Origin of the sequence: Pseudomonas sp. Irchel s3f10, from assembly GCF_900187515.1 — a bacterium.
Lineage (GTDB): Bacteria > Pseudomonadota > Gammaproteobacteria > Pseudomonadales > Pseudomonadaceae > Aquipseudomonas > Aquipseudomonas tensinigenes.
In genome coordinates, this window is sequence record NZ_FYDZ01000019.1 from 65,930 (window position 1) to 85,841 (window position 19,912).

20 protein-coding genes are annotated in these 19,912 nt (G+C 59.7%); 9 read left to right on the forward strand and 11 right to left on the reverse strand.

The window, feature by feature from the left end:
• Positions 1–52: 52 nt before the first annotated feature.
• From CKW17_RS26990 to CKW17_RS27025, 8 genes are all read right to left on the reverse strand, one after another.
• Positions 53–310, reverse strand: coding sequence for a hypothetical protein (locus CKW17_RS26990; RefSeq protein ID WP_095122898.1), 258 nt, complete (start codon positions 308–310; stop codon positions 53–55).
• Complete coding sequence (locus tag CKW17_RS26995) at positions 307–519, reverse strand: hypothetical protein (protein WP_095122900.1); 213 nt, start codon at positions 517–519, stop codon at positions 307–309. Before CKW17_RS26995 ends, CKW17_RS26990 begins: the two co-directional genes overlap by 4 nt.
• Positions 520–870: 351 nt before the next feature.
• Positions 871–1,050 (reverse strand): hypothetical protein, encoded by a 180-nt coding sequence (locus CKW17_RS27000; RefSeq protein ID WP_095122902.1) that lies wholly within the window; start codon positions 1,048–1,050, stop codon positions 871–873.
• Between the two features lie 156 nt (positions 1,051–1,206).
• Complete coding sequence (locus tag CKW17_RS27005; protein WP_095122904.1) at positions 1,207–2,382, reverse strand: lactonase family protein; 1,176 nt, start codon at positions 2,380–2,382, stop codon at positions 1,207–1,209.
• Complete coding sequence (locus CKW17_RS27010) at positions 2,369–2,680, reverse strand: DUF5629 family protein (protein WP_095122906.1); 312 nt, start codon at positions 2,678–2,680, stop codon at positions 2,369–2,371. The genes CKW17_RS27005 and CKW17_RS27010 overlap by 14 nt, the downstream gene beginning before the upstream one ends.
• A gap of 156 nt (positions 2,681–2,836) precedes the next feature.
• Positions 2,837–4,417: an aldehyde dehydrogenase (NADP(+)) gene (locus CKW17_RS27015; protein WP_095122908.1), complete on the reverse strand. Its 1,581-nt coding sequence runs from the start codon at positions 4,415–4,417 to the stop codon at positions 2,837–2,839.
• Between the two features lie 9 nt (positions 4,418–4,426).
• Positions 4,427–5,419 carry an AraD1 family protein gene (gene araD1 / locus CKW17_RS27020; RefSeq protein ID WP_095122910.1) on the reverse strand — a complete coding sequence of 331 codons (993 nt, stop codon included), beginning with the start codon at positions 5,417–5,419 and terminating at the stop codon, positions 4,427–4,429.
• A 146-nt stretch (positions 5,420–5,565) separates the two neighbouring features.
• Positions 5,566–6,888 (reverse strand): MFS transporter, encoded by a 1,323-nt coding sequence (locus CKW17_RS27025; protein WP_077573249.1) that lies wholly within the window; start codon positions 6,886–6,888, stop codon positions 5,566–5,568.
• A gap of 193 nt (positions 6,889–7,081) precedes the next feature.
• Here CKW17_RS27025 and CKW17_RS27030 point away from each other — a divergent pair, with 193 nt between their 5' ends.
• A complete protein-coding gene (locus tag CKW17_RS27030; RefSeq protein ID WP_007917984.1) occupies positions 7,082–8,818 on the forward strand; it encodes an IlvD/Edd family dehydratase in 1,737 nt (578 codons plus the stop codon).
• Positions 8,819–9,017: 199 nt separating this feature from the next.
• Positions 9,018–9,737, forward strand: a complete 720-nt coding sequence (locus CKW17_RS27035; RefSeq protein ID WP_095122912.1) for a FadR/GntR family transcriptional regulator — start codon at positions 9,018–9,020, stop codon at positions 9,735–9,737.
• Positions 9,738–10,043: 306 nt separating this feature from the next.
• Here the strand turns inward: CKW17_RS27035 and CKW17_RS27040 are convergent, their stop codons facing one another.
• Positions 10,044–12,428, reverse strand: a complete 2,385-nt coding sequence (locus CKW17_RS27040; protein WP_064392970.1) for an RND family transporter — start codon at positions 12,426–12,428, stop codon at positions 10,044–10,046.
• Entirely contained in the window at positions 12,425–13,468 is a 1,044-nt protein-coding gene (locus CKW17_RS27045; protein ID WP_095122914.1) for a YCF48-related protein, read from the reverse strand. Before CKW17_RS27045 ends, CKW17_RS27040 begins: the two co-directional genes overlap by 4 nt.
• 438 nt (positions 13,469–13,906) lie before the next feature.
• Between CKW17_RS27045 and CKW17_RS27050 the strand changes: the two genes are divergently transcribed.
• The 7 genes from CKW17_RS27050 to CKW17_RS27080 all read left to right on the forward strand — a co-directional run bounded on the left by CKW17_RS27050 (position 13,907) and on the right by CKW17_RS27080 (position 19,236).
• On the forward strand, positions 13,907–14,497 hold the full coding sequence (locus CKW17_RS27050; protein WP_095122915.1) for an amino acid synthesis family protein: 591 nt from the start codon (positions 13,907–13,909) through the stop codon (positions 14,495–14,497).
• A 31-nt stretch (positions 14,498–14,528) separates the two neighbouring features.
• On the forward strand, positions 14,529–15,362 hold the full coding sequence (locus CKW17_RS27055; RefSeq protein ID WP_095122917.1) for an alpha/beta fold hydrolase: 834 nt from the start codon (positions 14,529–14,531) through the stop codon (positions 15,360–15,362).
• Positions 15,359–16,840: an aldehyde dehydrogenase gene (locus CKW17_RS27060; RefSeq protein ID WP_034155596.1), complete on the forward strand. Its 1,482-nt coding sequence runs from the start codon at positions 15,359–15,361 to the stop codon at positions 16,838–16,840. Before CKW17_RS27055 ends, CKW17_RS27060 begins: the two co-directional genes overlap by 4 nt.
• A gap of 12 nt (positions 16,841–16,852) precedes the next feature.
• Positions 16,853–17,338 carry a flavin reductase family protein gene (locus CKW17_RS27065; protein ID WP_016984497.1) on the forward strand — a complete coding sequence of 162 codons (486 nt, stop codon included), beginning with the start codon at positions 16,853–16,855 and terminating at the stop codon, positions 17,336–17,338.
• A 133-nt stretch (positions 17,339–17,471) separates the two neighbouring features.
• Entirely contained in the window at positions 17,472–17,876 is a 405-nt protein-coding gene (locus CKW17_RS27070; RefSeq protein WP_016984498.1) for a carboxymuconolactone decarboxylase family protein, read from the forward strand.
• A 42-nt stretch (positions 17,877–17,918) separates the two neighbouring features.
• The gene (locus CKW17_RS27075) at positions 17,919–18,671 is read left to right on the forward strand and encodes a GntR family transcriptional regulator (protein WP_095122919.1); all 753 of its coding nucleotides are present in this window, start codon (positions 17,919–17,921) and stop codon (positions 18,669–18,671) included.
• A 1-nt stretch (position 18,672) separates the two neighbouring features.
• On the forward strand, positions 18,673–19,236 hold the full coding sequence (locus CKW17_RS27080) for an NUDIX hydrolase (RefSeq protein WP_095122921.1): 564 nt from the start codon (positions 18,673–18,675) through the stop codon (positions 19,234–19,236).
• A 67-nt stretch (positions 19,237–19,303) separates the two neighbouring features.
• Here CKW17_RS27080 and CKW17_RS27085 read toward each other — a convergent pair.
• The coding region (locus CKW17_RS27085; RefSeq protein ID WP_095122923.1) for an IS4 family transposase at positions 19,304–19,912 on the reverse strand (609 nt) is incomplete at its 5' end.

Consider the following 19,912-nt stretch of genomic DNA (forward strand, 5'->3'; position numbering starts at 1 on the left):
CCTCACCTTCCTGCTTGATGATCGTTCCCACGCTCTGCGTGGGAACGATCAGTCAGGCCAGCGCTTGGCACATGCCGAGTGCCATGCAATCGACTTCGAACGGTCCGAGAAAATCAGCCGAAACCTTTACCGGTGGATTGCCGGCCATCAGCCCCAGGGTATTCGCCCGTTCGATGTTGTGCGCGATGGTGTGATTGGCCTCTATGGCACGGGCCAATGCACCCACCGAGCCTTGGCCGATTCCCAGTAATGACGCGCCGTTGGTGAAGAACGCTAAACCGGCGATAACCCAAAGTCTGTAGCCTTTCATGCTCCGCCGACTCCAGCGAGTTCGGCCCGGTCGACCATCACGCTTTGCGAGCGGACTTCGAACTGGATGCCGGGATGGGCGACTTCAATCGGGGCGTCGAAGGTGTGTTCCATCTGCGAGGCGATGCTGACGACCAGCACCACGGCCAGGTACAGACCAATGGCCAGGTAGGCGCCGCGTTTGGCTGAGTGAAGGATTGCGCTGGCCATGGTGTTCTCCCGTGGGCATGTTTCGATGTCCACAGAATCGATCAAAAAAGCCACGCTAACCACTCAGGGTTTGCCATAGTAAACATCAGCTTCGTTGATTATTTAGCCAGTCTATCCGCGAGTTTGAAGAAAGCTATCGAGCCGCGAAAAACACACGTGTAGGAGCTGCCGAAGGCTGCGATCTGATCGTTCCCATGCTCTGCGTGGGAATGCCTCTTGGGACGCTCTGCGTCCAGTGACGCGGAGCGTCACGGGCTGCGTTCCCACGCGGAGCGTGGGAACGATCCCAAGGGCAAGATCAAGACTGCAGCCTTCGGCAGCTCCTACAGGGAGTTGTTCGAAGCAGGCATTTCAGTGTTGGGTTTTGTGATCCAGGGCGGCGTAGAAGTTGGCGCTCTGTTGCAGGTATTTCTGGGTGTAGCTCTGGGTGTGGGATTTTTTGCTGTTGATTTCAACGTTGGCACTGGCTGGCAGCACTACGGTGGCGGAGATGGCGGAAGCGGCGATAACGGAGAAGAGATTGAAGTTCATGGCGGTAACCCTCGTGTTCGGTTGGCTTGCTTGCCCGGTTGGGCTGTGAAGCAAACTTAACGCTCGAGGGTTGATCGCTTGAAATGCTTTGTAGCATTACCGGATATCAGCGCGATTAATACAAAGAGACAGGCCCCGTAAACCGGGGCCTGTGGCTTATTGTCGCACTATGAACTTGAGGTCGCTCGGCGCGTCCATCGGCAGTTTCTGCACGGTTTTGCCGAGCAGACCGGTCTTGCCATCGCGCTCGACGACGACAATTTCATTGCTTTTCTGGTTGGCGATCAGCAGGAATTTGCCACTCGGGTCGAGGCTGAATTCGCGCGGGTGATCACCGTCTACCGAGCGTTTTTGCAGCTCTTTGAGCTGACCGGTGGCCGGATCGATCGCGAACACCACCAGTTGATTGGCGGTGCCACGGTTGCTGACGTAGAGGAACTTGCCATCGGCCGAGGCATGCAGCGCCGCGCCGGCCTTGTCCGAGGTCGGTTGACCAGCGGCCAGATCGACCAGTTGCGTCTGGGTCAGCACGCCGTCGTGGTAGTCGAACACCGCGACTTGCGCGCTCATTTCCATGGTCAGCCAGGCGTGTTTGCCGTCAGCGCTGAACAGCAGATGACGCGGACCGCTGCCGGCCGGCAAGGGCACTGCGGCGGTCATCGCCGGCGTCAGCGGCAAATCCGGGTTGGCCTTCGGATCGAACAGGTACACGAAGACCTTGTCCGCGCCCAGATCGTTGGAGAAGACGTAGCGGCCGTCAGGCGAAGAAACCGTCGAGTGCACGTGGTTGGAGGCCTGGCGCTCAAGATTGATCCGGCTCGCCGGATGCGCGCTCATCTGCACGACAGGTTTGAGTTTGCCGTCGGCACCAACCGGCAATACCGCCAGCGTTCCACCCGGATCTTCCATCACCGAATAGTTGCTGACGAACAAGTGGCTGGCGTCAGCGCTGAGGCTCGAATGGGTCGGCTCGTTGCCCAGGCTCTGCACTTGATTGATCAGCGTCAGCGTGTGGGTTTTCGGATTGATCGAATAGCTGCTGACGCGACCGACCGGGTCTTTCTGGCCCGGGCCGTTTTCGTTGACCACGAACAGGCGTTGCTGATCCTTGGACAGGGTCAGCCATGACGGGTTTTCGCTTTTGACCACTTGCAGCGGTTTGGCGGCGATCTGGCCGGTGGCACTGTCGAAGTTCATTCGATAGAGGCCCTGGCTGGTGTTGGCGGTGTAGGAACCGACCAGCAGCTGGAAGCTCTCGGCGGATGCGCTGGAAAGCCCCATGGCACCGACGCTGCCGGCCATCAGCAGCGGCCAGAATTTACGCATTTTCATCAGATTCTTCCTCATCGTCGCTGCTGCTGACTACGTCACCGTGGCAGACCAGACGGTGTTCGCCGATCGCTTTGGTTTCATTGAAATAACCGACGATCAGCCAGCTTTGCAGTGAGTCATCAAATGTTGCCGCTGCAACCTGAGCCGGAGTGAATTCCCAATGCTTGGCCGCGCGGCCATCGATGCATTCGATGTGCAGGTTATCGACTTCGTCGAGGGCGAATTCGAAGGCGTGCAGGCCGTCGATTTCGACCATACCGCAGTGTTCGAGGGCGTTGAGAAGGGTTTGGGCAGTCATGGCAAACAGTCTTTCTAGGGGGGAAAGGGCCAATGATAGCTCATGGCGCCCCACTCCCCCCTGTAGGAGCTGCCGAAGGCTGCGATCTTTTGATTTTGTTTTTAAGATCAAGATCAAAAGATCGCAGCCTTCGGCAGCTCCTACAGGGGTACCGTGTCAGAGGGCTTCGCGGCTAGGCTTGCCATCGACGAGGCGCTGGATGCGCAGCGGGTTGGCGTTTTTCAGCGGCTCGGGCAGCAAGCTGTCCGGGTAATTCTGGAAGCACACCGGGCGCAGGAAACGGTCGATGGCCAGCGTGCCCACCGACGTGCCACGGGCATCGGACGTCGCCGGGTATGGCCCGCCGTGGACCATCGAATCGCACACTTCGACACCGGTCGGATAGCCGTTAAGCAGAATCCGCCCGACCTTCTGCTCCAACAACGGCGTCAGCTCAGGGAAACGCTCGAAGTCCGCCAGCTCACCAATAATCGTCGCGGTGAGTTGCCCGTGCAGGCCATGCAATGCCGCACTGAGTTGCGCCTTGTCCGCCACTTCAACGATCACCGTGGTCGGGCCGAACACTTCTTCCTGCAGCACTTCATCGCCATCGATCAACAGACTGGCATCGGCCTTGAACAACTGCGGCTGCGCCTGATTGCCCTGCTGCGGATTGCCAGCCAGATGCTCAATGCCGGGATGCGCCAACAGCTTCTCCAAGCCTTTGCCGTAGCTGCCGAGGGTGCCGGCGTTGAGCATGGTTTGCGCTGGCTGATCACCGATCAGACCGGCGACTTGCTGGACGAACGCGCTGAACTCTGGCGAGCGGATGCCGATGACCAGGCCCGGATTGGTACAGAACTGGCCACAGCCCTGCACCACCGAAGCGGTCAGGTCGCGGGCAACCGTTTCCGAGCGCTCGGCGAGGGCCTGCGGCAGGACGATCACCGGGTTGATGCTCGACATCTCGGCAAACACCGGAATCGGTTGCGGGCGTGCCGCGGCCATGTCGCACAGCGCCCGGCCACCCTTGAGCGAACCGGTGAAGCCAACCGCCTGAATCGCCGGGTGCTTGACCAGCCACTCACCGACGCCACCGCCGTAGATCATGTTGAACACACCGGCCGGCATCGCGGTTTTTTCTGCGGCGCGAATCAGCGCATCGGCGACCAGTTCTGCTGTCGCCATATGGCCGCTGTGGGCCTTGAACACCACCGGGCAACCGGCGGCCAGCGCCGACGCGGTGTCGCCGCCAGCGGTGGAAAATGCCAGCGGAAAGTTGCTTGCGCCGAACACCGCGACAGGGCCGAGGCCGATGCGGTACTGGCGCAGATCGGGACGTGGCAGGGGTTGGCGATCCGGCAGCGGTAAATCGATTCGCGCACCATAAAAATCGCCTCGACGCAGAACCTTGGCGAACAGACGCATTTGCCCGCTTGTACGTCCGCGCTCGCCTTGAATGCGTCCGGCCGGCAACGCGGTCTCGCGGCAGACCACGGCAACGAAATCATCACCGAGCGCATCCAGCTCATCGGCAATCGCATCGAGAAACTGCGCACGGCGTTCGGCGCTGAGGCTGCGATAGGCCGGGTACGCGGCAGCGGCGGCTTTGGCGGCGGCGTCGACTTCTTCAACCGTGGCCTGAATGAAATCGTGCGGCAGTTGCTCGCCCGTCGTGGCGTCGACAGATTGCAGTTTGACGTCGCCGGCAGCGCTACGCTGACCGCCAATGTAGTTGTGACCGAGAATCTGAGTCATGGGATCTCCTTAAAGGGTGCCGATGCTGTCCGGCTCAAAAGCGGCCGCGATCGGCACGATGCCGTTGACCAGCGGTGCGCCGAATTCGGCCTGGCTGATTTCGAACAGGTCGCCCGGTTGCGTGCGAATGCCATCGGCGAACGACAGCGTCGCGGTGCCGAAGAAGTGAATGTGCACGTCGCCCGGACGCAAGAACTGACGGTATTTGAAGTGGTGGTATTCGAGGTTGGCGAGGCTGTGGCACATGTTCGCCTCACCGCTGAGAAACTCGTTCTGCCAGAGCACTTCGCCGTCACGCAGAATTCGACTGGTGCCGGCAAGGTGTTGAGGCAGTTCACCGGTACGAAGTTCCGGACCGTAACTGCAACTGCGCAGTTTCGAGTGCGCGAGGTACAGGTAATTCTTGCGCTCCATGACGTGGTCGGAGAACTCGTTGCCGACCGCGAAACCGAGGCGATAAGGCTTACCATCGTGGCCGATGATGTAGAGACCGGCCATCTCCGGTTCCTCCCCGGCGTCTTCAGCAAACGGTGGCACCGGGAAAGGTTGGCCAGGACGCACGACGATGCTGCCGTCGCCCTTGTAGAACCATTCCGGTTGCACACCGGCCTGCCCCGCCACCGGTTTGCCGCCCTCCACGCCCCATTTGAAAATGCGCATGGTGTCGGTCATCGCCGCTTCGTCGCCAGCCTGCTGGTGCATTTTGTCCCGCGCCGAAGCGCTGCCCAAGTGGGTCAGACCGGTGCCGCTGACCAGCATATGTGCCGGGTCCGGGTGGTCGAGTGGTGGCAGGATGCGCACTTGCGCGAGCAGTTCGGCGTAATCGTGGCTGATGCCGAGGCCGAGGTTTTGCACTTGCTGCTCAAGGGAGTGGCCGGCCTCGATGGCGGCCAGCGCCAGATCGCGCACGCTGCGCGCGTCCTGGACTTCGCGCACCAGACCATTGTCGACCAGGCCGACGCGGCGCTCGCCGTTGCTTAATTCGAATTGAACCAGATGCATGATTTTCTCCTGTGTTATTCGAAACACCGCCGCCCCCTTGTAGGAGTGAGCCTGCTCGCGATAGCGGTGTGTCAGTTGACAACTTTTTTACTGATACACCGCTATCGCGAGCAGGCTCACTCCCACAGGGGCTCAGTGTTGGTCAATCAGGTGCGGGTGGCGCCACGGGCACTGGCGGCAAACTGGTCAACCGGCAGCACGTGTTTGCGTTCCAGCACGCGGTAAACCACGCCCGTCAGGATCAAACCGAACACCATCACGCCCGAGAGGAAATACAGGCCGGACGCCAAATTGCCGGTGTACTCCTTCAACGCCCCAATCACGAACGGCCCGATATACCCGCCGAGATTGCCCACCGAGTTGATCAAGGCAATCCCCGCCGCCGCACTCGCACCAGCAAAGAACCGCCCCGGCAAGGTCCAGAACACCGCCGTGCAGGAAAACAGCGCAAACGCCACCAGACACAACGCCGCCAATTGCGCCACCGGCAACGACAGCCACGCGCTCAGGAACAGGCCAATCGCGCCCAGCACATACAAAACAGCCAGATGCCCGTAACGATCATTCAAGCGGTCGGAACTGCGCGGGATGATGAGCAAGCCGATGATCCCGAAGATGTACGGCACCGACGAGACAAAACCGGTGACCAGATCACTGCCGCCGAACTGTTTGATCAGCGTCGGTAACCATAGACCGAGGCCATAAATGCTCAACGTCACCGGCAGATAGAACAGCGCCAGCAGCAACACGCGTTTGTCTTTCAGCGCATGCAACGGGTTGCCGTGACGGGTCTGGCCGTACTCCTGCAGATCCTTTTTCAGCTCGCCGGTCAGCCAGTCTTTCTCTGCCTGATCCATCCATTTCACTTGCTGCGGGCCGTCCGGCAACCAGCGCAGCACCGGCCAGGTCAGCAGGATCGCCGGAGTACCGATGACGATGAACAGCCACTGCCAGCCGTGCAGACCCAGAACGCCGTCCATGCCAAGCAAGCCGCCGGACACGGGGCCGGTGATCATCATTGCGATCGGCTGGGAAAGGATGAACAGGCCAAGGATCTTGCCGCGATGGCGCACCGGGAACCATTGGGTGATGTAGTAGAGAACGCCGGGGAAGAAGCCCGCCTCGGCCGCGCCGAGCAGAAAGCGCATCACGTAGAAACTGTGCGGGCCCTGGACGAAGGCCATGCCGATGGTGATCGCGCCCCAGGTAATCATGATTCGCGCGAACCAGCGCCGTGCGCCGAAGCGTTCGAGCATCAGATTGCTAGGGATTTCGAGGAGGAAGTAGCCAATGAAGAACAGCCCGGCGCCAAGGCCGTAGGCCGCATCGCCGATGCCGATGTCGGCGCCCATGTGCAGCTTGGCGAAGCCGACGGCGGAGCGATCCACATAGGCGATCAGGTACAACAGGATCAGGAAGGGAATCAGTTTCAGCGTTATGCGCCGGATTAGCCGCAGTTCCTGGCTCATGAGATCGGTCTCCGATTGTTGTTTTTATAGAACCTCGGGGGACGCCTCTCACGGAAAACCGTCAGGGCCATCCCTCCGTCGAAAACGACTATATAGTATTACTAATTCACCAACAACACTTCCAAACCTAGGATTTTGCGCTTAGATTAAGCCGTAGCTGGAACACTATAGTCATACAATAAGAGAATCGATCATGTCTGATAAGAAACCCACCCTGCGCTCCGCCCAATGGTTTGGCACGGCCGACAAGAACGGCTTCATGTACCGCAGCTGGATGAAGAATCAGGGCATCGCCGACCACCAGTTTCACGGCAAGCCGATCATCGGCATCTGCAACACCTGGTCGGAACTGACCCCGTGCAACGCGCACTTCCGCCAGATCGCGGAGCACGTCAAGCGCGGGGTGATCGAGGCCGGTGGCTTTCCAGTGGAATTCCCGGTGTTCTCCAACGGCGAATCGAACCTGCGCCCGACCGCCATGCTCACCCGCAACCTGGCGAGCATGGACGTTGAAGAAGCGATTCGCGGCAACCCGATTGACGGCGTAGTGCTGCTGACCGGTTGCGACAAAACCACCCCGGCGCTGCTGATGGGCGCGGCCAGTTGCGACGTGCCGGCCATCGTTGTCACTGGCGGGCCGATGCTCAACGGCAAGCACAAAGGCAAGGACATCGGTTCCGGCACCGTGGTCTGGCAGCTCAGCGAGCAGGTCAAGGCTGGCACCATCACCATCGACGATTTCCTCGCGGCCGAGGGCGGCATGTCGCGTTCGGCAGGCACCTGCAACACCATGGGCACCGCATCGACGATGGCCTGCATGGCTGAAGCACTGGGCACTTCGCTGCCGCACAACGCGGCGATTCCAGCGGTGGATGCGCGGCGTTATGTGTTGGCGCACATGTCCGGCATGCGTGCGGTGGAGATGGTTCGCGAAGATCTGAAACTGTCGAAAATTCTGACCAAGGAAGCCTTCGAGAACGCTATCCGCGTGAACGCTGCCATCGGCGGCTCGACCAACGCGGTGATTCACTTGAAAGCCATCGCCGGGCGCATCGGTGTCGAGCTGGATCTGGATGACTGGACGCGTATCGGGCGCGGCATGCCGACCATTGTCGACCTGCAACCGTCGGGGCGTTTCCTGATGGAAGAGTTCTATTACGCCGGTGGTTTGCCAGCGGTGCTGCGGCGTCTCGGCGAGGCCAATCTGATTCCCAATCCGAATGCACTGACCGTCAACGGTAAGTCCATCGGCGAGAACACCAAGGACGCACCGATCTATGGCGAAGACGAAGTGATCCGCACCCTCGACAATCCGATTCGTGCTGACGGTGGCATCTGTGTGCTGCGTGGCAACCTGGCGCCGCTCGGTGCGGTGCTCAAGCCATCCGCTGCGACGCCGGAACTGATGCAGCACCGCGGGCGTGCGGTGGTGTTCGAGAACTTCGACATGTACAAGGCGCGGATCAACGATCCGGAACTGGACGTCGATAAAGATTCGATTCTGGTGATGAAGAACTGCGGGCCGAAGGGTTATCCGGGCATGGCCGAAGTCGGCAACATGGGTTTGCCGGCCAAGTTGCTGGCGCAGGGTGTGACCGATATGGTGCGCATTTCTGATGCACGGATGAGCGGTACGGCGTACGGCACCGTGGTTTTGCACGTGGCACCGGAAGCGGCGGCCGGAGGGCCTTTGGCGACCGTGAAGGAAGGCGACTGGATCGAGCTGGACTGCGCCACCGGGCGTTTGCACCTGGACATTCCGGACGCCGAACTGGCGGCACGCATGGCGGATCTTCAGCCACCACAGCAGTTGCTGGTGGGCGGTTATCGTCAGCTGTACATCGATCATGTGCTGCAGGCGGATCAGGGCTGTGACTTTGACTTCCTGGTCGGTTGCCGAGGCGCCGAAGTCCCCCGCCACTCTCACTGACCTTCTCCACCGATCGTTCCCATGCTCCGCGTGGGAATGCCTCAAGGGACGCTCCGCGTTCCAGCTCTGAAATGGGACGCAGAGCGTCCCTTGAGGCATTCCCACGCAGAGCGTGGGAACGATCATTACCCGCCTCAAGATTGTCTGGTGCCTGCTATGATGCGCGGCATCTCCATCGCTCAGGATCGCGCCACTCCCCATGGATTACCGCAAACCCTCCGACCGCAAAAGCATGCACTCGCGCATCGTCCAGGAACTGGGCATGCAGATCGTCTCCGGACGCTTCAAGCCCGACGACAAACTGCCCGCCGAAGCCTTGCTCTGCGAGGAGTACGCGGTCAGCCGGCCGGTATTGCGTGAAGCGACGCGGGTGTTGGTGGCCAAAGGTCTGGTGTACTCCAAGCCGCGTGTGGGAACAGTGGTCAAGGCGCGCCGCGAATGGCACATGCTCGACCCGGACGTGCTGCACTGGCTGATGCAAAGCAGCCCGCAGAATGAGTTTTTCAATGTGCTGACCAGTGTGCGCAGCATTATCGAACCGGCGGCTGCTGCCCTCGCCGCTCAACATGCGACCGAGGCGGACATCGCCGCAATTGGTGAGGCGTATCAGCGCATGGAAGCGGCGCCGACGCCGGAAGCGTTGTTGCAGCCGGATCTGGATTTCCATAGCCGGATTGCCGATGCGACGCACAATGATTTGCTGGCGAACCTGTGCAACATGTTGTCGGTGGCGATTGCCGAGGCGTTGAAGCATTCGAATCAGCGACCGAATCTGCATGAATTGGCGTTGCCGCGGCATAAGGCGATTTTGACGGCGATTGAGAATCGTGATGCGCTGGGGGCTCGGCATGCGACGTTGGTGCAGCTGGATGATGCGCGCAGTGCGTTGAGTGTCGTGCTCGGAACAGAACTGTCTTAACGCTTGAATCCTCTTGCCCTCACCCTAGCCCTCTCCCAGAGGTAGAGGGGACCGATTGGGGGATATTTGGGATTTACGCCGACTTGAAAGATTTGCAGTGAATCCATAATCGACTCGGTATCTCAAGTCGAACGATCTGCTGTGAATCCATAATCAACTCGGTATTTCAGGTCGATGTATCAAGCCGCACCACTCGGTCAGTCCCCTCTCCCTCCGGGAGAGGGCTAGGGTGAGGGGCTGTTGATCTTGAGCCACAAAAAAAGCCGCAACCCTAAGGTTGCGGCTTTGTCGTTTCAGCCCTTCAGATCAATGCGCAAACAGTGAATTGCCCTTCTGCCCCGCCAGTTTTTCCGGCTTGATCAGGAACTTCGCCAGTGCTGGCAGCAGCCACAGCGCACCGAACATGTTCCACAGCAGCATAAAGGTCAGCATCAAGCCCATGTCAGCCTGGAACTTGATCGCCGAGAAGATCCACGTGCACACACCAATCGCCAGGCAAAGACCAGTGAACAGCACCGCTTTACCGGTGGATTTCAGCGTCTGGTAATAGGCTTCCTGCAACGGCAACCCGGCACGCAGGAAACTTTCCAGACGGCTATAGATGTAGATGCCGTAGTCGACACCAATCCCCACACCCAGCGCCACCACCGGCAAGGTCGCTACCTTCACGCCGATGCCCATGAACGCCATCAGCGCGTTGCCGAGTACCGAGGTCAGCACCAGCGGCAGGACGATGCACAAGGTCGCCGCCCACGAACGGAAGGTGATCATGCACATCACCGCCACGCAGATGTACACCAGAATCAGGATGGTCAGCTCAGCCTGCTTGATGACTTCGTTGGTGGCCGCTTCGATCCCGGCGTTACCGGCCGCGAGGATGAATTCCAGGCCGTCCTTGTTGTTGTCCTTGGCGAATTCCTGCACCGCGTGCACCGCACGATCAAGGGTTTCGGCCTTGTGATCGTTGAGGAACACCAGCACCGGCGCCAGCGAGCAACTGTTGTTGTACAGACCGTCAGCGCGGGCAATCGAGTTGTTCAGCACGTCCGGGTTGCGCGACAGGGTTTCCCATTTCAGGTTGCCCTCGTTCATGCCTTTGATCATCTGCTTGGACACGGTCACCAGCGAGATCGCCGACTGCACGCCCTCGGTGTTCTGCATCTTCCACATCAACTGATCGATCGGCGCCATGGCTTCATAACGCGAGCAGCCTTCAGCCTTGGTCTTGACCATCACCACCAGTACGTCAGAGCTGGTGGAGTAATTGCTGATGATGAAATTGTTGTCCTTGTTGTAGCGCGAGTCCGGACGCAGTTCCGGTGCGCCCTGGTCGAGGTCGCCGATTTTCAGGTTCTGGCTGTACCAGAGGCCACCACCGAAGGCGATCAGTGCCAGCAGCACCGAGATGCGTGCGACTTTCGGGTTGGCGAAGTTCGACAGCAGGCGCCAGAACGGGTGTTCGCGGTTCGCGTCCTTCTTGCTCTTGGCGATCGCCCGTTTACTGATGCCGACATAGGAAATCGCCACCGGCAGCAAAATCAGGTTAGTGAACACGATCACCGCCACGCCGATCGACGCGCCGATGGCCAGTTCACGGATCACGCCGATGTCGATGATCAGCAGCGTGATGAAACCCACCGCATCCGCGAGAATGGCGATCATCCCCGGCAGGAACAGTTGCCGGAAGGTGCGTCGCGCCGCGGTCAGGGCGTTGTCGGCCTCGCTGGATTGCAGGGCGATACCGTTGATCTTCTGCACGCCGTGGGAAATACCGATGGCGAAGATCAGGAACGGCACCAGCATCGAATATGGATCAAGCCCGAAGCCGAAGAAGTGCATCAGACCGAGCTGCCAGACCACCGCTACCAGCGTCGTACTCAATACGGCAATGGTGCTGCGCACGCAGTTGGTGAACCACAGGAGCAGGATCAGGGTGATGACGAAGGCGATGCCGAAGAACAGCACCACCATCACCAGCCCGTCGATCAGGTCGCCGACCTTCTTGGCGAATCCGACGATGTGGATCTTGACGTTGGGGTTCTGCGCTTCGAACTTGTTGCGGATCTTGTCTTCGAGCTCATGGGAGAACTTGCGGTAGTCCAGCGCGAGCAACTTGCCCTGGTCTTCCGGATCCGGGTAGGACTCCAGCAGCGGGATGTCGACGATGCTCGACTTGAAGTCGTTGGCCACCAGACGCCCGACCTGGCCGGACTTGAGCACGTTGTTGCGCAGCAGATCGAGGCTGTCCTGCGAGCCGTTGTAGCTCTGCGGGATCACTTCACCGCCGGCAAAACCCTCTTCGGTCACTTCGGTCCAGCGCACGCTCGGACTCCACAGCGACTTCAGGCCGGAACGGTCGACGCCGGAGATGTAGAACACCTCGTCGTTGATCTGCCGCAGGGTCTCCATGTACTCCTTGGAGAAGATGTCGCCGTCCTTGGCTTCCACCGAAATCCGCACGGTGTTGCCCAGGTTCGCCAGATCGTTGCGGTGCTCCATCATCTTCTCGATGAACGGATGCTTGAGCGGGATCATTTTTTCGAAACTGGTCGACGGCCGGATCAGCGTGGCCTGCCAGAACAGGAAAATGCTCACCACCAGACAGATCAGAATCACTGCCGGGCGGTTGTTGAAGATCAGGCGTTCAAGAAACGTCGCCTTGTCCTGCTGAGGAGTGATCAAGGAAGTCATAGCCCCGCCTTCTTGTTATTGGTCTCGGCACCGTTTGGCTGGGTGATGTGCAAGCCACCCTGCCCGCTCAGAATCAGGTTGCCGTCGCCGGCAGCGGTGACCGATGACAGCGAGATGCGGTCCGGACGGTTGAACACGCTGAAGGTCTCGCCGTTGTCGCTGCTGCTGATCACCGAACCACCGTTGCCGACGATGACGATCGAACCGTCCTCGAGCAGCGTCGCGCCGGACAGGCCGAACTCCAGGGCACCGCGCGCAGCTTTCAACTCGACCTGTTCCCAAGTGCTGCCGAAATCCGTGGAGCGATAAAGATTGCCGCGCAAGCCGTAAGCCAGCAGGGTTTGTGGTTGCGCCGTGCCGATCACGCCGAACAGCGAGCCTTCGTACGGGCCTTCGAGTTTTTCCCAGGTCTGACCGTCGTCGGCGGAGCGAAACATGCTGCCCGACTCGCCGACGATAAACAGCCCGGCATCCTTCACTGCCGCGAGGGCGTTGAGGTGGAATTGATCTTCGTTGTCGAGGCGGTCGCTGACGTCTTCCCAGTTTTTACCGCCGTCGGTGGTTTCCAGCAGCGCGCCGTACGCGCCCACGGCAAGGCCGCTGTTGACGTCCTTGAACCAGACGTCGAGCAGCGGCGATTCACGTTTGAGGTCTTCGAATTGCTTGGTCCAGGTCAGACCGCCGTCTGCGCTGGCGAGAATTTGCGCGTCGTGCCCGACCGCCCAGCCGTGCTTGTCGTCGACAAAGTACACCGCCGTCAGCAGTTGCCGGGTCGGCACTTTGGCTTGCGTCCAGGTTTTGCCCTGGTCATCGGAATAGAGAATGTGCCCGCGATCGCCGACCGCGACCAGGCGCGCACCAGCGTGGACGACATCGAGAATCAGGCTTTTCGCGGCTTTAGTAGATTCGGTGGCATAGACCACGTCAGCCGGGGCCTCGGCGGCAATCACCGGTGCCGATAACGTGGCCAGACCCAGCATGGACAGTGCTGTGGCCAGCAACGCGGTGTTGCGTAACGCCGGCGGGCGGCAACGACTCATAGACCTTCCCCTCTTTATTATTGTTAGGCCATCTGGCCTTCAAGGGCGCCGCAAGTGTGCTCCGCTGATGGCTGCTCAGGAGCATAGTCCTGAAACCCGCAATCCAGAGCCACTTCGGAAGCTGGCTCATCCTATCGGGCTTTCGAAACGTCTGACAATCGGCGCCACGTTATCTTTTGTTAACCACATTGCCGACGGATTCCCCCTGTAGGAGTGAGCCTGCTCGCGATAGCGGTGTATCAGGTAAGAATTCATTGACTGACACACCGCTATCGCGAGCAGGCTCACTCCTACAGGGGGTTGTGGGGGCTTTGGGATTTGAATACATGACCATTCGCCGGGGTGATGCGGCAAAAGTCATCGAGGGGACTTGCACGATCGGTATTATGGTATACCATCATACGCACAGACACTCTCAATCCCTCAACGGAGCAGCTCATGAGTTTCGAAATTCGCAAGATCGTCAGCTATGTCGAAGAAACCTTCATTGAAGGCGGCAAGGCCACTGACAAACCAGTGACCATGGTCGGCCTCGCCGTGGTGATGAAGAACCCTTGGGTGGGCAACGGTTTCGTGGAAGACCTCAAGCCGCAGATCCGCGCCAACTGCCCCGACCTCGGTGCACTGATGGTTGAGCGTCTGGTCGGCATCATTGGCGGTGCCGAGAAGATCGAGGCCTACGGCAAAGCCGCTGTGGTCGGCGCCGATGGCGAGATCGAACACGCCTCCGCCGTGATCCACACCCTGCGCTTCGGCAACCACTACCGCGAAGCCGTCAACGCCAAGAGCTACCTGAGCTTCACCAACAAGCGCGGCGGCCCGGGCACTTCGATTCAGATCCCGATGATGCACAAGGACGACGAAGGTCAGCGTTCGCACTACATCACCCTGGAAATGCAGATCGAAGACGCGCCACGCGCCGACGAAATCGTCGTCGTGCTGGGTTGCGCCGACGGTGGTCGCCTGCACCCGCGCATCGGCAACCGCTACATCGATCTGGAAGAACTGGCCGCCGAAAAAGCCCAGTAATCACAATAAAAAGGCACTGCAGGAGCGCTCCATGATTCGGCTCACCGCTGAACTCACCCCGGCTGGCACCAGTTACCTGGCGACCGGCCAAGGCCAGCCCGTGGTTTTGATCCACGGCGTGGGCCTGAACAAAGAAATGTGGGGCGGCCAGATTGTCGGCCTGTCCAGCCAATATCGGGTGATCGCCTACGACATGCTCGGCCATGGCGCGAGCCCGCGACCGGCCAGCGGCACCGCCCTGCTCGGTTACGCCGATCAGTTGCTCGAGCTGCTTGATCACCTCAATCTGCCGCAGGCAGCGGTGATTGGTTTCTCCATGGGCGGTCTGGTCGCGCGAGCCTTTGCCCTGCATTACCCGGAGCGCCTGCAAAGCCTGGTGGTGTTGAACAGCGTGTTCAACCGCAGCGAAGAACAGCGTGCCGGCGTCATCGCGCGCACCGCGCAAGCAGCCGAACATGGCCCCGACGCCAATGCCGAAGCGGCGCTCTCACGCTGGTTCAGCCGCGAATATCAGGCGGCCAACCCGGCGCAGATCGCCGCATTGCGCCAGACCCTCGCCAATAATGATCCGCAGGGTTACCTGACCACCTACGAATTGTTTGCCACCCAAGACATGTATCGCGCCGACGACCTGGGCAGTATTCAGGCGCCGACGCTGATCGCAACCGGCGAACTCGATCCGGGTTCGACCCCGGAAATGGCCGAGCAACTGGCCCGACGCATCCCCGGTGCGAAGGTTGCCGTGCTGCCCGAGCAACGGCATATGATGCCCGTAGAGTCGCCGCGTCTGGTCAATCAGACGCTGCTGGAATTTCTCCAATTCGCACACTCCCGACAAAACCATATAAAGGGGATCGTTGCATGACACTCGCACGCTTCCAGATGTGCATCGGCGGAGAATGGGTCGACGCCCTCTCCGGCAAGACCTTCGAAAGCCTCAACCCGGCCACGGCACAAGCCTGGGCCGAATTGCCTGACGCTGATGAAGCGGATGTCGAACGCGCCGTTCAATCGGCACAGGCTGCATTCGACAGCCCGGCGTGGCGCGGTCTGACTGCCACCGCACGCGGCAAACTGCTGCGCCGTCTCGGCGACCTGATCGCGGAAAACAAGGAACAACTGGCGCAGCTGGAAAGCCGCGACAACGGCAAGCTGATCCGCGAAACCCGTGGCCAGGTCAGCTATCTGCCGGAGTTCTTCCACTACACCGCCGGTCTGGCCGACAAGCTCGAAGGCGGCACACTGCCGCTGGATAAGCCCGACCTGTTCGCCTACACGGTTCACGAAGCCATGGGCGTGGTCGCGGCGATCATTCCGTGGAACAGCCCGCTGTACCTGACCGCAATCAAACTGGCGCCGGCCCTCGCCGCCGGCAACACGATTGTGATCAAACCGTCCGAGCACGCCTCGGCGACCATTCTTGAGCTGGCGCGTCTGGCCCTCGAAGCGGGGATTCCGCCGGGCGTGGTCAACGTCGTCACCGGTTACGGCCCGAGCACCGGCGCCGCCCTCACCCGCCATCCGCTGATCCGCAAGATCGCCTTCACCGGCGGCGCGGCCACAGCACGGCATGTGGTGCGCAGCAGCGCCGAGAACTTCGCCAAGTTGTCGCTGGAACTGGGCGGCAAGTCGCCGAACATCATCTTCGCCGACGCCGATCTGGACAGCGCGATCAACGGCGCGATTGCCGGGATCTACGCGGCGTCCGGTCAGAGTTGCGTGTCGGGTTCACGGCTGTTGGTGCAGGACGAGATCTACGACGAATTTGTCAACCGACTGGTCGAACGCGCACAGCGCATTCGCATCGGCAACCCGCAGGAAGACCACAGTGAGATGGGCCCGATGGCGACCGCGCAGCAACTGGCGGTGGTTGAAGGTCTGGTCGCTGATGCCATCGCTGAAGGCGCGCGTTTGCGTACTGGCGGCAAGCGTCCGACCGATCTCGGTGAAGGCTGGTTCTACGAGCCGACGTTGTTCGAGTGCGACCGTAATTCGATGAAGATCATGCAGGAAGAAGTCTTCGGCCCGGTGGCTTCGGTGATTCGTTTTAAAGATGAAGCGGAAGCGCTGGCCATCGCCAACGACTCGCAGTTCGGCCTTGCCGCCGGCATCTGGACCCGCGATCTGGGCCGTGCTCACCGCCTCGCTCGCGATGTTCGCTCCGGGATTATCTGGGTCAACACTTACCGCGCGGTCTCGGCGATGGCGCCGATCGGCGGCTTCAAGAACAGTGGCTATGGACGCGAAAGCGGCATCGATTCGGTGCTGGCCTACACCGAACTGAAAACGGTGTGGATCAACCTTTCCCAGGCGCCAATGCCTGATCCGTTTGTGATGCGCTAGGAGTCCTGCGAAATGATCGAACCCGGCATTTACAAAGACGTCATGAGCTCGTTCCCGTCCGGCGTCACGGTGGTCACCACCGTTGACCCCGAAGGCGGGATCGTCGGCATCACCGCCAGTGCTTTTAGCGCGCTGTCGATTGACCCGGCGCTGGTGCTGTTCTGCCCCAACTATGCTTCCGACACCTACCCGGTGCTGCGTGACAGCAAGAAATTCGCGATCCATTTGCTGTCCGCTGACCAGACCGCCGAGGCCTATGCGTTTGCCGGTAAAGGCAAGGACAAGGCCAAGGACATCGAGTGGCATTTAAGCGAGTTGGGTAACCCGATTCTGGCCAAGGCCACGGCGATCATCGAGTGCGAGTTGTGGCGGGAATACGATGGAGGTGATCACGCGATCATCGTTGGCGCGGTGAAAAACCTGATCCTGCCGGCGCAACCGGTGACGCCGATGATTTACCACAAAGGCAAGCTCGGCCCCCTGCCAACGCTGGCCTGACGGATTCACACAAATCCCCCTGTAGGAGCTGCCGAAGGCTGCGATCTTTTGACTTTGATTTTCAAAAGCAAGATCAAAAGATCGCAGCCTTCGGCAGCTCCTACACAAGGGATCTGTGGTGACTGGAGGATTTATGAGTAACGAAAAATACGAAAAAGGCCTGAAAATCCGCACTCAGGTGCTCGGCGAAGCCTACGTCCAGCGTTCAATCGACAACGCCGACGACTTCACCCGCCCGCTGCAGGAAATGGTCACCGAATACTGCTGGGGCCATGTCTGGGGTCGCGAAGGTCTGTCGCTTAAGGAGCGCAGCATGATCAACCTGGCGATGATCTCAGCGCTCAACCGTCCGCATGAACTCAAGCTGCATGTGCGTGGCGCCTTGCGTAACGGCCTGAGTCGTGAGCAAATACGCGAAATTCTGCTTCAGGTCGGCATTTATTGCGGCGTTCCGGCAGCCGTGGACAGTTTCCGGCTGGCCCGTGAAGCCTTTGCCGAAGCCGACGCCGAAGCCTCAGTCAACCCCTCGGCTGTTTAGATGCCCGTCTGGCATGGACAGCCAACCGAAAGAGCGGACCCCATGAAACGCCAGCCACTCGACGACAGCTTCAAGGTCAATCGCAACCCCGTTACCCTGCGCGAAATCGTGCTGGATAAACTGCGTAGCGCGATCATGAATTTCCAGCTTATGCCAGGGGATCGCCTGGTCGAACGCGATCTCTGTGATCGTCTGGGCGTCAGCCGTACTTCCGTACGCGAGGCCTTGCGTCACCTGGAATCCGAAGGCCTGGTCGAGTTTGCCGATGCCAAAGGCCCGCGTGTCGCCATCATCACGTTGGCCGATGCCGTCGATATCTACGAATTGCGCTGCGTGCTTGAGGGACTGATCGTCCAGCTATTCACCCTGCGTGCCAAGGCCAAGGACATCAAAGCCCTGGAAAAAGCCCTCGACGAGAACCGCAAGGCGCTCAAGGACGGCGAACTGCAACAGGTGATCGACTCGGTGCAAGGCTTCTACGATGTGCTGCTCGAGGGCTCGGGCAACCATGTCGCGGCGACTCAGCTGCGTCAGTTGCAGGCGCGCATCAGCTACCTGCGCGCGACCTCGGTATCGCAGGAAAACCGTCGCGGCGCGAGCAATCAGGAAATGGAAAAAATGGTCGAAGCGATCAAGAGCGGCGATCCGCTGGTGGCGCACCAGGCCTGTGTTGATCACGTTCGCGCTGCCGCTGCGGTAGCGCTCGACTATCTCAAGCGCAAGCAGGAAGAGACCGGCACAACCCCGGCCATGACCCTGCCGATCGCGCTGAAAGAACCGCGTATAGGTCACTGATATGTTCAGCCCGAGCTATTGCCCGAAATGCGGTGGCCCTGACCTCGGTCAGCAGATACCGGCGGGCGATACGCACGAGCGCCTGATGTGTCGCGGCTGCGGCTACATCCACTACGTCAATCCGAAGATCATTGCCGGCTGCATCATCGAGCAGGACGGCAAATACCTCTTGTGCCAACGGGCGATCCCACCGCGCCCGGGCACCTGGACGCTGCCCGCAGGCTTCATGGAAAGCGGCGAAACCACCGAGCAAGCGGCCCTCCGAGAAGTCTGGGAAGAAAGCGGCGTACGCGCGGAAATCGTTTCGCCGTATTCGATTTTCAGCGTGCCGAAGATCAGCGAGGTGTACATCATCTTCCGTGCGATAGCGCTGGAGATCACCGGGCAGTACGGCCCCGAAACCATGGATTACAAATTCTTCGCGCCTGAAGAGATTCCGTGGGAACAGATCTATTACCCGGCGATCCGGCAGATTCTTGAGCGCTATATCGAAGAGCGTCAGGCTGGGGTGTATGGGATTTACATGGGCAATGACGATAGCGGCAAGATCCACTTCATCCGTTGATCACCACCTATCCCCCTGTTCTGATCGTTCCCACGCTCCGCGTCACTAGTGTCCGGTAAAACCTGTTTCATAGCAGGAGGCAGCCTTGAGCTGCCTTCTGCTCCGTTCGCTTCTGCCTTCGGTATTCAAGATGTTCAATGCTTGATGGCCGTTCGAACAACGTGTGCGCTAGCCGAATGACGAAGCTAGAAATAGACCCAGAGCAACCTGACCGGCGCTGATAGAGATGCAGCAAAAGGTATGTGATCAGAGCGCTGTAAATCTGTAGACGAACGGCATTTTCGGAGAAGCAAAAATAGCGTTTGAGCTTTAGGTTTTGCTTGATCCACTTGAAAAACAACTCTATCTGCCAGCGCTGTTTGTACAGCCCGGCAATTTCTTCAGCAGAGCGAGAAAAGTCGTTAGTGACCAGCACCAGCGGCGTTTCGTGATTATCTCGGCGAACCTGTATTCGGCGTACCGCCTGATCCCGATAGAGATTCGGGCGTCGGGTGCTCAGATATTTCTTGGCGAACAATACTGATTCATCCGCCTCGATAGATTCTGCTGCATCCTCTTTTTTCAAATTTTCGACCCGCTTCAGATTGGCGTTTTTTTTCAGGCGTGTGACGAAAAAAGAACCTGTCTGATCAATCTGGTGCCACCAGTTGTAATCGCAGTAACCCTTGTCGAAAAC